We start from the raw sequence: 13,233 nt of genomic DNA, 5'->3' as shown, positions 1-13,233 counted from the left end.
TGCTCGTTATGTGTTGTGTGGATGGATCTAATTCTATCCAACAACGAATGCGTTTTTGTGAGTATCGTACCGCAGCGCAAGAGGCTAAGACCTCATTATCTTCCGATTGTTCCTTACTAGAAGCTCGCTTGGCTCTACGAGCCTTAGCCAAACATCATGAATATTCTGCTTGGAGAGAGGCCTTCCTCCGTTCTCAAGAACGCTTTCCTTCATTGGAAGCAGATCGTGATATTCATGAGGATCTTGCAGCTTCTCTTCTACAAAAAAATATTAGACATTCTTCACTTACTGTTCGAGTAATTACTATTTTAGCTGTAGGGATGGCGAGAGACTATCGGTTAGTGCCTATTGTTTTGCAGGCTTTGTCTGATGATAGCGATACCGTACGTGAGATTGCTGTACAAGTAGCTGTTATGTATGGTTCTAGTTGCTTACTGCGCGCCGTGGGCGATTTAGCGAAAAATGATTCTTCTATTCAAGTACGCATCACTGCTTATCGTGCTGCAGCCGTGTTGGAGATACAAGATCTTGTGCCTCATTTACGAGTTGTAGTCCAAAATACACAATTAGATGGAACGGAAAGAAGAGAAGCTTGGAGATCTTTATGTGTTCTTACTCGGCCTCATAGTGGTGTATTAACTGGCATAGATCAAGCTTTAATGACCTGTGAGATGTTAAAGGAATATCCTGAAAAGTGTACGGAAGAACAGATTCGTACATTATTGGCTGCAGATCATCCAGAAGTGCAGGTAGCTACTTTACAGATCATTCTGAGAGGAGGTAGAGTATTCCGGTCATCTTCTATAATGGAATCGGTTCAAAAGTTAGCTTGTAATTCACTTTCTGCTCGTGTTCAGATGCAAGCTGCAGCCATTCTCTATTTAGAAGGAGATCCTTTCGGAGAAGATAAGCTTACAGAAGGTTTATCAGCTACTTCCAGCATCCTTTGTGAAGCTGCCTCAGAAGCGGTCTGCTCATTAGGGATTCATGGAGTTCATTTAGCTGGACGTTTTTTATCAAAAGTACAAGGAATGCGTTCTCGAGTGAATCTTGCTTTCGCGCTTTTGGTAAGTCGAGAGAAGGTAGAAGAAGCTGGAGATGTTGTTGCTTCTTTTATGCATAGAATAGAGCCCTGTCGAGCTATTGAACAGTTTTTATGTGAAGATCAGAAGATTTTTGTAGCTTCATCTCCTCTGCAGGTAGAAATCATGAAAAGGGATTTGGCGAAGAAGATCATTCGTTTATTAGTTGCAGCTCAGTACAGCAAAGCAAAAATGGTTGTCGCTCAGTATTTAGCAGGGCAGCAGGTGGGATGGAGTTTCTGTTCTGAAGTTTTTTGGGAAGAAGGGGATAGCGAGGATTTTGTTGAACCATTACAAGAAGAGAGTTTTGCGTTTGCCTTAGAGAAAGCTCTTTCTTTTTTGCAACGCGAAGGAGGAGAAGCTGGGTTGCATGCAGTGATCAGTTTATATCCACATAGTCGCTGGCAAGACAAGTTGACTATCTTGGAAGCAATTGCTTATTCAGAAAATAGAATCGCTACATGTTTTTTAAGAGAGCGTTGTCTGCAGGAAGCGGCCTCTTTACAATCGGCAGCTGCAGGAGCTGTATTCGCCTTATTCAAATAGGGATCAATAGCTAGTGGCCGCGCTGGTTTTTCAAGATTTTTTGTATGCGCGCAGAAAGTTTACACGCAGTTTTTTTCACAACTACCCTTGGAGTACACCATGAACTTGGGCGTATGGAATACAGATCAATGGAATGGTTTTCATAACAAGTTGGAGGGAATTCCGTAAGTAGCGTGTAACGTTCCGTCCCAGCCTGAACAGGGACGTTGTGGGAAGAACGGATGATGTTTTTAGAAAGAGCTTGCCAGCGTAGAGTATCTTTTTGAGAGATCCGAGTGCACAAGAAAGCTCCTAAATAGAAGGCTATTGCCACGCCAAATAGGATCAAGGGAATAAAGGTGGAGATTGGCGCTGCGACTATGAACTGTAGGATAGCTCCAGTAATAGCAAGGAGAGATGCTATCAAAGTGCCGCATACAGTCAGTACGTCTAGGCAATGAACACGAGCGCAGAGGTTCAGCATTTTCTGGTGAGTTTCTTCTAACAGAGTGGATGAAAAGGGGATCAGACCTCTTAAAGAAGTAATTGGACCACCAGAGTGCAGACCTTTAACAGGATGGTTTTTACAGCGTAAAACAGACAGTTTGGATTCTGAGTGAGCTGTGGGTTTGTTAGGTACAACAATAGCAATATCCACGTTGGTAGGTGATACAACGCCATCACACAGTGTACAGTAGAAGTAACTGTTACTGTATGCGGGAATATTGTTGTATCCGGGATAACAAGGGATAGATCCGAACATTGCTTTTAAGAGCCTCGCAATCATTTTGCGGTATAGCGAAAAAATTTTAACAAAAGTTTTTCTTTGTCTTCAATGAATTTAATGGTTTTAAATTAAATTGTTTTCATTTGAATTTAATTTTATTTTTTAAGATCTATTTGTTTTAGTTTTATAATAGAAACTATTGTGTTTTGTGAGAAAATATGCTAAAACAAAAATGTAGATTATTCTTTATACAAGGCGTTATGTGTTTAACTTGTAGTTTGCTTTGTTATTGTAGGAAACTACTCAAAGGAAGAGCTGAATATGCTGATGAGGCGCTATTTCAAGCTTTTCTTACGACGCTGATAGATGTAATTTCTGATATTAAACAGTTGCCTAACGGATCAGAATAGCATCATTAAACGTTCTCTTCTCTTCAAGAGAAGAGGGCGTTTTTTTCATTGAAAAATCTTTCTATTTCTTTTCTCTTCCCTGTGTGTATGATTTGCTGTTCATGAGTTAAGAGAAGAAACAAGGAAAACAAATCTAATGGGAAAAAAACGGGTCCCGCTACCTCATGTATTTAATTCGAATAGGAGTCCCGTTATTCGTTTATCCGAAACCGTGTCTATAGGTGGAGGGACTCCTATCATTATTGCTGGTCCATGTACCTTGGAAAGCCAAGAACATGCAATTACTTTAGGGCTACAGGTTAAAAGTGCTGGAGCGCATATTTTTCGAGGGTCTATTCGTAAGCCAAGAACGAACCCGCATTCTTTTCAAGGTTGGCCTCCCGATCACGTAGTGTGGCATAGCCGAGCAAAAGCTGTTCATGGATTATTGACGGAGACAGAAGTTTTAGATGTTCGTGATGTGGAAATTACAGCAGAGCATGTAGATCTTTTACGAGTAGGGGCTCGCAATATGCAAAATTTTGTCTTGCTAGATGAAGTAGGACAAAGTCATCGTCCGGTTATTTTAAAAAGAAATCCTTCAGCTACAATTTCAGAATGGTTGTCTGCTGCAGAATATTTGTTACAGCATGCTAGTTGTCCTGGAGTTATTCTTTGTGAGAGAGGGATTCGTACTTTTGAAACAACTACTCGATATACATTGGATCTGAATACTGTCGCATGGATTAAGAAGGAAACTTCTTTACCTGTGATCGTGGATCCTTCTCACGCATCAGGAAGACGAGATTTAGTGTTACCATTAGCTCGTGCTGCAATAGCTTTAGGAGCAGATGGACTGATGATTGAAGTCCATGAGCATCCTGAACTAGCTTTATGTGATGGATCACAACATATTCTTCCTTGTGAACTCGAAGAGTTAGGGCTTTGGGTTCAAGAGGTTGGCTCCTTAGAAACAGGAGCAGTTTTTGTATAGATTCTTATTTTTTTTAAGAATCATGTTGGGTATAGTCCCTGTCGTTAGACCTTGAGTCGGAGTGAGTATGTGCATAAAAAGAAAAAAAACATGGATAGCTTTTTTAGCAGTTGTCTGTAGTTTTTGTTTGACGGGTTGTTTAAAAGAAGGGGGAGACTCCAATAGTGAAAAATTTATTGTAGGGACTAATGCAACCTACCCTCCTTTTGAGTTTGTTGATAAGCGAGGAGAGGTTGTAGGCTTCGATATAGACTTGGCTAGAGAGATTAGTAACAAGCTGGGGAAAACGCTGGACGTTCGGGAGTTTTCCTTTGATGCACTCATTCTAAACCTAAAACAGCATCGGATTGATGCGGTCATAACAGGGATGTCCATTACTCCTTCTAGATTGAAGGAAATTCTTATGATTCCCTACTATGGGGAGGAAATAAAACACTTGGTTTTAGTGTTTAAAGGAGAGAATAAGCATCCATTGCCACTCACTCAATATCGTTCTGTAGCTGTTCAAACAGGAACCTATCAAGAGGCCTATTTACAGTTTCTTTCTGAAGTTCATATTCGCTCTTTTGATAGCACTCTAGAAGTACTCATGGAAGTCATGCATGGTAAATCTCCCGTCGCTGTTTTAGAGCCATCTATCGCTCAAGTTGTCTTGAAAGATTTCCCGGCTCTTTCTACAGCAACCATAGATCTTCCTGAAGATCAGTGGGTTTTAGGATACGGGATTGGCGTTGCTTCAGATCGACCAGCTTTAGCCTTGGAAATCGAGGCAGCTGTGCAAGAGATCCGAAAAGAAGGAGTGCTAGCAGAGTTGGAACAGAAGTGGGGTTTGAACAACTAATTTTAGAAAACGATTAAGAGGCCTTATTATGGAAGAAACATCTTCTTCGGGGAAGATTGTTTTTTTAGGCACAGGAGATTCGGAAGGAATCCCTGTGCCCTTCTGTTCTTGTGAGGTATGTTCGCAAGGCAGAATATGTCGTCTACGTTCCTCCGTGTGGGTTCAGAGTCAGGGAAAAAACTTTATCATTGATACAGGTCCAGATCTTAGAACACAGCTATTGCGATACCGTGTTCCTCGTTTGGATGGTGTATTTCTTACTCATCCTCATTATGATCATATTGGAGGGATCGATGATCTCCGTTCTTGGTATATCACGCATCTAGAATCAGTTCCGATTATTCTTTCATCATTTACATATGACTATCTATGTAAAACTAAGGAGCATCTTGTTCAGAAAGAGACTCCTAATAACAGTTTAGCGGCTTCTTTGCGCTATACTATTTTAAATGAGAAATGCGGAGAACAAGAGTTCTTAGGTATTCCGTTTACATACGTTTCCTATTTTCAAAAGAATTGTCAGGTAACGGGCTATCGTTTTGGGGATTTAGCTTATTTAACGGATATGTCTCATTACGATGAGCAGATTGTAGATTATCTACAAGGAGTGAACACGATCATTGTGTCAGCTTCCCTAGGAGTTTTGCCTAAAGCTTTTGGATCACGGACGCCTTCGCATTTAACCTTAGAACAAGCGGATCTTCTAATGGAAAAGGTGGGAGCTTCTCGTCTAGTGATTACGCATGTGAGTCACTATCTTCACAAAGTTTTGGAAAAGGATGTTACACGAGAGTGTGCATACGATGGCATGGAGCTTTTATGGACATAAGGAAGAAAAGAAATGAAGAAAGATAATCGAGATGGGAAGAAAGAGCGGCAAAGTGCAATAGGTTGGAGGTTTTTGCTTCCTAGAGAGGAACAAGATCCTGCGCAGGCTTTAGCTGTTTGTTGTTATACAAATCGTGCAGAGCAGGATCGTGTTCCTGAGTATGTTGAGGAGCTCATTTCTCTTGCGAATTCCTGTGATCTTAGTGTGCTTGAGACTTGTACATGGCTTTTAAAAGCTCCTTCTTCTTCATTTTATTTAAATGAAGGGAAATTAGAGGAAATCGAAAGAATTTTAGAAGAATTTCCTACTATTGGGACTTTGCTAATTGATGAAGAGATATCTCCCTCCCAGCAAAGGAACTTAGAAAAACGATTACGTGTTGTTGTATTAGATCGTACAGAATTAATTTTAGAAATTTTTGCGAGTCGAGCTCTCACTGCTGAAGCTGGATTACAGGTAGAGCTCGCGCAAGCGCGTTATTTATTACCACGACTCAAACGTATGTGGGGGCATCTTTCTAGACAGAAATCAGGAGGTAGTGGTGGAGGTTTTGTCAAGGGAGAGGGAGAGAAGCAGATTGAATTAGACCGAAGAATTGTTCGGGAGCGGATACATAAACTATCTAGAGATCTAAAAAATGTAGAACGTCAACGGGAAGAGCGTCGTAAAGCGAAAAAACGTAATCAGATTCCTACCTTTGCATTGATTGGTTATACAAATTCAGGAAAAAGTACTCTGTTAAACTTACTGACATCAGCAGATACCTATGCAGAGAATAAGCTGTTTGCGACATTAGATCCTAAAACTCGACGCTGTGTTTTGCCTTGTGGTCAGCGAGTGTTATTGACGGACACAGTAGGTTTTATTCGCAAACTTCCGCATACTTTGGTTGCGGCATTTAAAAGTACTCTAGAAGCTGCATTACAAGAGGATATTTTATTACATGTAGTAGATGCTTCTCATCCACTTGTATTGGAACATGTTGAGACTACAAAGGCTATTTTGCAGGAGTTGGGAATCACTCAGCCTCAAGTAATTACAGTATTGAATAAAATGGATAAGGTTGCTGATGGAGTAACTGCTTCTCGATTGCGGCTGATGTCACCTAACCCCGTATGTGTCTCTGCTAAAACAGGAGAAGGTATTCGAGAGTTATTACGCTCCATGGAGGACATGGTACAAGAGGAGTATCCTCAAGCGACTTTACATCTTCCTTACAAGGAATACGGATTGTTTACAGAATTGTGTGATGCCGGCTTAGTCATCTCACATTATTATGAAAACGATTTACTAATAGTTAAGGCCTTTCTACCGAACAATTTACAGAAAAGATATTCGGAGTACATTGTAGAGTAATAGATGAAAAGATCGATTGTTCTACAAAAATGGAATCGCGAAAGATCACGAAAGATAGTACAAGTAAAAAGAAAGAAGGTCTCTCGTATCACATTTCCTCAAAAGGAGAATCATGATGGGTAAAGGTTTTTTAGATTGTGAGTCATTAGTTGCTTTGCAAGAGATGGCTTTGCATCCGATTGATTTGACTGCATCAGGATGCTTATCTGAAGAGCGTATTCAGAAAAACTCTTTATCTGCAGAAGGATTTACCTATAGTTATGCTACGGAACGTGTAGATGATCGCTGCTTAGAGGCTTTACAAGGACTTACTGAAGAGAGGGAATTGATCAAACAGATGGAGTGTATGCAACAAGGCGCCATCATGAATCGTATAGAAGGTTTTCAGAGCGAATCTCGCCCTGTATTGCATACGGCAACACGCGCTTGGGTTCGAGATCAAGATCTTCATGAAGAAGCTGCTGCGATAGCAAGACACTCTAAGGAGGAAGCTCTTCGTCTTGCAGAGTTTCTGTATATAGCTCGTGCTAAATTTTCTACGCTTGTACAGATGGGTATTGGGGGCTCGGAGTTGGGCCCTAAAGCTATGTATTTTGCTATGCAAGGCTCTTGCCCATCTGATAAGAGAATCTTTTTTGTCTCCAATATTGATCCGGATAATGCTGCAGAAGTATTACGGGAGATAGATTTGGAGCAAACACTGGTTGTTGTGGTTTCTAAGTCAGGAACAACTTTAGAGCCTGCAGCAAATGAAGAGCTGTTCAGACAGGCTTATCAAAATAAAGGTTTATCTATTGCAAAGCATTTTGTAGCGGTAACTTCTCAAGGCAGCCCTATGGATGATAAGAGTCGTTATCTAGAAGTATTCCATCTTTGGGATAGTATTGGCGGAAGATTTTCAGCTACATCCATGGTAGGAGGAGTTGTATTAGGTTTTGCTTTCGGTTACGAAGCTTTTATAGAGTTTTTGCAAGGAGCAGCTGCTATCGATGCTCATGCGCTGACTCCAAAAATGAGAGAGAATCTTCCTCTTCTATCTGCGATGCTTGGAGTTTGGAATCGTAATCTGTTAGGGTATCCTACAACAGCAGTGATTCCTTATTCGACAGGATTGAAATATTTTACAGCGCATTTACAACAGTGTGGAATGGAATCCAATGGAAAAAGTATTTCGAGAGAAGGGAAGGAGATTAGTTTTAGGACTTCACCCATTATTTGGGGCGATGTGGGGACAAACTGTCAGCATTCTTTTTTCCAAAGTCTTCATCAAGGAACAGATATTGTTCCCGTAGAGTTCATTGGATTTTTGCATAACCAACGAGGGCTAGATTGTGTATTATCAGGAAGCTCATCATCTCAAAAGCTCTTTGCAAACCTTGTTGCTCAATCTTTAGCTTTAGCTCAGGGTAGAGATAATGCGAACTCGAATAAGAGGTTTAAAGGGAACAGACCTTCTTCGATATTGGTAGCGCAACAGCTTTCTCCTCGTATTGCTGGTAGTTTATTGGCTTTTTATGAGCATAAATTTGCATTTCAAGGGTTTTGCTGGGGAATCAATTCTTTTGACCAAGAAGGGGTTTCATTAGGGAAAGAATTGGCAACGCAAATTATAGGCATCATGTCGGGGAATGCTCCTGTAGAGTTTCCCGAAGCTCGAGGTATGTTAAGACTTTTTAACGTTTTAACATAAAGTGCTTTCTACGGAGACGGCTAGGCAAAGTTTTTTTGTTTGCAGAGTTTTTATTTTAAATATGTTATAATTTGTCTATTACTTCTCTCTTAAAATCGTTTTTTTAGGGGCTTTATGTTCTTTATTCGCGCACGGTTTATTGGTTTTTTAGATGTCCACGGTTATTTGGCTGCTAAAAAGGGACAACAAGTTATGCGGTCGGGATCAAGTATATGGGTAGGATCACACGGGCCTATTTTTTATAAAGTTTTCTAAGTTCTTATTCAGTTAAAGTCGGCTCATCTATTGAAAAATAGATGAGCTTTTTTTTGCCAAAAGCTTTTACTAAGGAATCTAGGTACTTGATTCTTTTATCATCCAAACGTATGTTGGGACCAAAATTAGTTAGTTGCAAACGTAGTGTTGAGAGTATGTGCGTTTTGTAAAAGTAAAGAGAGGGTGGCTTATGGTTTCTCAAACAGTGAGTGTAGCAGTAACAGGAGGAACAGGGCAAATAGCCTATAGCTTTCTATTTTCTCTGGCTCATGGAGATGTTTTTGGCCTTGATTGTGGCATCGATCTGCGTATCTACGATATTCCTGGAACAGAAAGGGCTTTATCTGGTGTGCGCATGGAGCTAGATGATGGTGCTTTCCCTTTATTACAGCGTGTGCAGGTAACGACATCATTGCATGATGCTTTTGATGGCATTGATGCGGCATTCCTTATAGGGTCAGTTCCTAGAGGCCCAGGAGTGGAGAGAAGAGATCTTCTAAAGAAAAATGGGGAGATTTTTGCTACGCAAGGAAAAGCTTTGAACACAACAGCCAAGCGGGATGCAAAGATTTTTGTTGTTGGGAACCCTGTGAATACCAATTGCTGGATAGCAATGAATCATGCTCCCAGATTATTGAGAAAGAACTTTCATGCGATGCTACGATTGGACCAGAATCGTATGCATAGCATGTTATCGCATAGAGCAGAAGTACCTTTATCGGCTGTATCACAAGTTGTGGTTTGGGGAAATCACTCCGCCAAACAAGTGCCTGATTTTACGCAAGCTCTGATTAATGACCGTCCTATCGCAGAGACGATAGCGGATCGTGATTGGTTAGAGAATATTATGGTGCCTTCTGTACAGAGTCGTGGTAGTGCAGTAATCGAAGCACGAGGGAAGTCTTCGGCAGCTTCTGCAGCACGAGCTTTAGCAGAGGCTGCTCGATCAATATATCAGCCAAAAGAAGGAGAATGGTTTTCTTCCGGAGTGTGTTCGGACCACAATCCCTATGGATTACCGGAAGATTTAATCTTTGGTTTCCCTTGTCGAATGCTAGCAACGGGAGAATATGAAGTGATTCCAAGGCTTCCTTGGGATGCCTTTATCCGTGGGAAAATGCAAATATCTCTTGATGAGATTCTTCAGGAAAAAGCTAGCGTATCTTTGTAAGGAAAAAAGGCTCCCCTCTTTTTTAAGAAGAGAGGGGAGAGTTAGGCTGCTCCCTCTGGAGTGTAGAGAAACTCCTTAGCTATATATGCCGTGGAATCCCGTAATAGAGCCTGGGCGAGCATATCTCCTAAAAGCCCATGGTATAGAAGACCTTTGGATCCCAAACCTCCTAAATACCACAATTTTTCTTGTACGCGACTGATCATGGGTAAATGAGTGGGGCTCGATGAGCGCATACCAGCGTAATAATTAAGGACTTGAGCGTCTTTAAGTCCAGGGAAAAGAGCTAGGATCGGAGGCATGATTTCCTGATAGGCAACTTGAGCATCTGGAGTGGCATCTGGTTGGTTGTGCTCGAAAGTTGCTCCCAATATACAAGTATTTCTTGTTGTATCAGCAACCATATATTTAGGGCCATTGATGCTGAATGGTGGCATAGGGATCTCAGCTGGCCAAGCAATTTCTACGAGCTGACCTTTTACTTTAGATAGGGGAAGGTGTTTAAGCTCAGGGAGAATATCTGCGTTCGCTCCAGGAGTTACAATAATGTGATCATAAAACTCAGCGATTGCTGAAATGTCATCGATCAGCTCATCGTAATATTGTGTTCCAAGGCTAGCACAGGCATTCCATAAACCGCTGATATATTTATCATTATCAATGGTTACCCCATGTTTAATGTAAAGGGCTCCGAGTCCATCGGCAATGACCATTCCAGGAACTGTAATTTCACACCGAGCTTTATCCCACCACTCCGTTTCATCGGGGAACTCCTGTGCTCTTTGCATGAAAATAGTGGCCTGTTCCTGAGAGGCTGCAGGACGGAGGATCCCATTGGATGTCACGATGGGCTCCCCTATAGAAAGGCTCACTTTGGTAATGAGAGAATGGGTTGTGGTGATCCCTAGATTTGCTAGCGGAGGCTTGATAGCTTTTTTCCCTGTAAAGCCATGAAGAAGGCCAGAAGATAGGCCTGAGGCTCCAGATCCAATAGGGGTTGGGTCAAAGAGATCAACGCTAATTCGTCCTTGTGTATAAAGGAGAAGATGCCAAGTCACAGATAATCCTGCGTATCCCGCTCCCAAAACCGCTATGTGCATAAAAATACCTTAAGAGCTGAAAAAAAGATTTTTTAGAAGTTTGATTCGGCTTTACTATTGAGGATAAGAGAAGAGGATTTTAAAGAATAGAAAGAACTGATTCTCTTTGAAAAAGAACCAGTTCCTTTTGAAAAGATAAGAAAATTAAACGACGGGCACTTAAAGCTCTCTCTACAAATGGATTTTATTAGCAGAGAATAAAAATATAGCGAGTAGAGCCGCAAGAGCCACGATCGTCATTTTCAGGATTTCTTTACGATTCAAGAAAGTTTTTTCTTGTTTATGTCTGATTCCTGAATCTACGTAAAATGGAATCCCTAAAGCAAGTAGGATAGCGACCATAAATAGATGTTGCAACCTCCAGCATAGATCAGCCATAGAGAGTACAGTGAGCCCAATAGACTGGTGATCATCGCAATGCGAGCTTTGATAGCGGCCTGTTTGGGATACTTCTTACTTAGACTAAATTTCACAAGGAAAAGGGAACTAGTTAGATAAGCAGGAAGAACCATAACGCCAGTGATTTCTAACATTGTATTCCATGCATTAGAAGAGAAATATACTAGTAGCATGGTAATCTGCATTAACCCACTTGTCATGAATAGGGAAAAAGAAGGGGCGTGTTTGCTTTCTCGATGGCAAAACATTCTGGGAATGTTCCATTCTTAGCTGCAGCGTAAGGAATTTCAGAAGCAAGGATTGTCCAGGATAACCAGCTGGTTAAGACGGCTATTAATAGTCCTGTATTCATAAGGACTTCTCCCCATTTCCCTACCAGAATGTTCAGTACCCCAGCAGTAGAAGGATCGGCTATTTTTGCTAGTTGATACTGAAATAGGGAACCAAAAGGAAGCAGTGAAAGCAGGACATATATGAGTAGGCATCCTGAAAATCCTAAGATAGTGGCTTTCCCAACAGAGGAGAGATTAGCAGCTCTGCCAGAAATTACTACAGCTCCTTCGATTCCTATAAAGGCCCAAAGAGTGACTAACATCGTGCTCTTTAGTTGAGATCCGATAGATCCTAGTGTATGTTGCGGAGCAGTCCCCCAAAAGTCAGTTTTAAAGATCGAAAACTTAAAGAATCGAGCTGTGATGAGAATAAATAGGAGCAAAGGGATTAACGTGCAGACTGCGCCAATAATGTTAACAAAGCTAGCCTGGCGGATACCTCGTAAGACAATGTAATTGAATATCCAAATCAATAGTGATCCTAATAAGATGGCCGGAATTGTGTTTCCTCCAGCAAAGTATGGTGGGAAGAAATAGTTAAGGGCATCCATGGTAATACGGCATAGTCGACATTCCCGAAAATTTGGCAAAGCCAATATCCCCAAGCTATTGTAAATCCGACATAAGGACCAAATCCTTCTCTACTGTAAGTATAGATACCAGCTTTTAAGTCAGGGCGGATAATAGAAAGTGTTTTAAAGGTGTTTGCTATAAAAAATATTCCGATTCCGGAAAGCATCCACGCTAACATGACCGCCCCCGCACTTGCAGAGGCCACCATATTTTGAGGAAGACTAAAAATACCTCCTCCGATCATGGAGCTGATCACGATTCCAGTAAGAGCTAAGGTTCCTAAAATGCTAGTAGGAGACCGTTTCTTTAATAACATAAAAGCCTCCTTTTCTTATTGGATAACAGCAGGCGCTGCATTTTCGAAATTTAAGAAACCGAGAGCTGTTAAGCAAAAACCAAATTTCTTTATGATGTTGATGTAGTTATGGAAATATTGGAACTCACTATGCTTACTTATGGATCGAAGATCTAATTCATGCTGAAGGGATTTTTTTAACCACATTTTAGCGTGAGATTCTGCGATTTCATCATCGATCCAAGTTGGGAAAAACTCTACGTATTCTACTGCCCAGCCCCTGATGAGCTCTCCATTTTTATCTTTCCCCCAACAAATGCCTACTCCTGTAGCTATTGCTTGTGTGCCATCTGTGACTGTAGCACCTCTTCCTGCCATGATGACTTCTAATACAGCACCATGTTTGAAGAATTTTGTACATTGATCCACAGGAAGGATATTTCCGAATAATTCTTTAGGCAAAACAGAGGTGTAGGGGACGATATTGAAGTTTTCGATTTTTGCTTGTAATAAGGCTGAATCATAACAGAATGTTTCGAAAGGTTGAGGCGGCATGCCATCATCGGACTCGCCAACGCCTCCTGTGTGAAAAGCCAATGTAGGATAACGAGTTCCGTAAGGCATAGGGCCTCCTTTTTCGTTGGTAAATGGTTAACCACAAGGATGCAAGCGTTT

At 41.2% G+C, this 13,233-nt stretch carries 12 protein-coding genes and 1 pseudogene; 9 read left to right on the top strand and 4 right to left on the bottom strand.

The window, feature by feature from the left end; genetic code table 11:
* The first annotated feature begins 8 nt into the window (after positions 1 to 8).
* Complete coding sequence (locus tag CTA_RS02065; RefSeq protein WP_009872617.1) at positions 9 to 1,628, top strand: HEAT repeat domain-containing protein; 1,620 nt, start codon at positions 9 to 11, stop codon at positions 1,626 to 1,628.
* A 10-nt stretch (positions 1,629 to 1,638) separates the two neighbouring features.
* Here CTA_RS02065 and CTA_RS02060 read toward each other — a convergent pair whose 3' ends face one another.
* On the bottom strand, positions 1,639 to 2,370 hold the full coding sequence (locus CTA_RS02060; protein WP_012727899.1) for a hypothetical protein: 732 nt from the start codon (positions 2,368 to 2,370) through the stop codon (positions 1,639 to 1,641).
* Positions 2,371 to 2,552: 182 nt separating this feature from the next.
* On the opposite strand from CTA_RS02060, the gene CTA_RS02055 reads away from it, so the two are divergent.
* The 8 genes from CTA_RS02055 (at position 2,553) to CTA_RS02020 (ending at position 9,859) form a co-directional block, all read left to right on the top strand.
* Positions 2,553 to 2,744 (top strand): hypothetical protein, encoded by a 192-nt coding sequence (locus CTA_RS02055; protein ID WP_009873124.1) that lies wholly within the window; start codon positions 2,553 to 2,555, stop codon positions 2,742 to 2,744.
* A gap of 136 nt (positions 2,745 to 2,880) precedes the next feature.
* Entirely contained in the window at positions 2,881 to 3,717 is an 837-nt protein-coding gene (gene aroF / locus CTA_RS02050) for a 3-deoxy-7-phosphoheptulonate synthase (protein WP_009872615.1), read from the top strand.
* A 67-nt stretch (positions 3,718 to 3,784) separates the two neighbouring features.
* Positions 3,785 to 4,558 (top strand): arginine ABC transporter substrate-binding protein ArtJ, encoded by a 774-nt coding sequence (gene artJ / locus CTA_RS02045; RefSeq protein ID WP_011324714.1) that lies wholly within the window; start codon positions 3,785 to 3,787, stop codon positions 4,556 to 4,558.
* A gap of 28 nt (positions 4,559 to 4,586) precedes the next feature.
* Positions 4,587 to 5,387 (top strand): MBL fold metallo-hydrolase, encoded by an 801-nt coding sequence (locus tag CTA_RS02040; RefSeq protein ID WP_009872613.1) that lies wholly within the window; start codon positions 4,587 to 4,589, stop codon positions 5,385 to 5,387.
* A 12-nt stretch (positions 5,388 to 5,399) separates the two neighbouring features.
* Positions 5,400 to 6,743, top strand: coding sequence for a GTPase HflX (hflX, locus tag CTA_RS02035; RefSeq protein WP_011324713.1), 1,344 nt, complete (start codon positions 5,400 to 5,402; stop codon positions 6,741 to 6,743).
* Positions 6,744 to 6,855: 112 nt separating this feature from the next.
* Positions 6,856 to 8,433, top strand: a complete 1,578-nt coding sequence (locus tag CTA_RS02030; RefSeq protein ID WP_011324712.1) for a glucose-6-phosphate isomerase — start codon at positions 6,856 to 6,858, stop codon at positions 8,431 to 8,433.
* 114 nt (positions 8,434 to 8,547) lie between these two features.
* Positions 8,548 to 8,688: a late transcription unit protein LtuA gene (gene ltuA / locus CTA_RS02025; protein ID WP_009873768.1), complete on the top strand. Its 141-nt coding sequence runs from the start codon at positions 8,548 to 8,550 to the stop codon at positions 8,686 to 8,688.
* 190 nt (positions 8,689 to 8,878) lie between these two features.
* A complete protein-coding gene (locus tag CTA_RS02020; protein WP_011324711.1) occupies positions 8,879 to 9,859 on the top strand; it encodes a malate dehydrogenase in 981 nt (326 codons plus the stop codon).
* Positions 9,860 to 9,900: 41 nt separating this feature from the next.
* On the opposite strand, the gene CTA_RS02015 is transcribed toward CTA_RS02020, so the two are convergent.
* The 3 genes and pseudogenes from CTA_RS02015 to CTA_RS02005 form a co-directional block, all read right to left on the bottom strand.
* A complete protein-coding gene (locus tag CTA_RS02015) occupies positions 9,901 to 10,959 on the bottom strand; it encodes an NAD(P)/FAD-dependent oxidoreductase (RefSeq protein ID WP_011324710.1) in 1,059 nt (352 codons plus the stop codon).
* Between the two features lie 171 nt (positions 10,960 to 11,130).
* Positions 11,131 to 12,579, bottom strand: a pseudogene (locus CTA_RS02010) (amino acid permease).
* A 15-nt stretch (positions 12,580 to 12,594) separates the two neighbouring features.
* A complete protein-coding gene (locus tag CTA_RS02005) occupies positions 12,595 to 13,182 on the bottom strand; it encodes a pyruvoyl-dependent arginine decarboxylase (RefSeq protein WP_011324706.1) in 588 nt (195 codons plus the stop codon).
* Positions 13,183 to 13,233 lie beyond the last annotated feature (51 nt).

Source organism: Chlamydia trachomatis A/HAR-13 (genome assembly GCF_000012125.1).
Taxonomy (GTDB): domain Bacteria; phylum Chlamydiota; class Chlamydiia; order Chlamydiales; family Chlamydiaceae; genus Chlamydia; species Chlamydia trachomatis.
The sequence above is the reverse complement of the archived record's forward strand: the minus strand, read 5'-3'. Positions and strand labels throughout refer to the sequence as shown.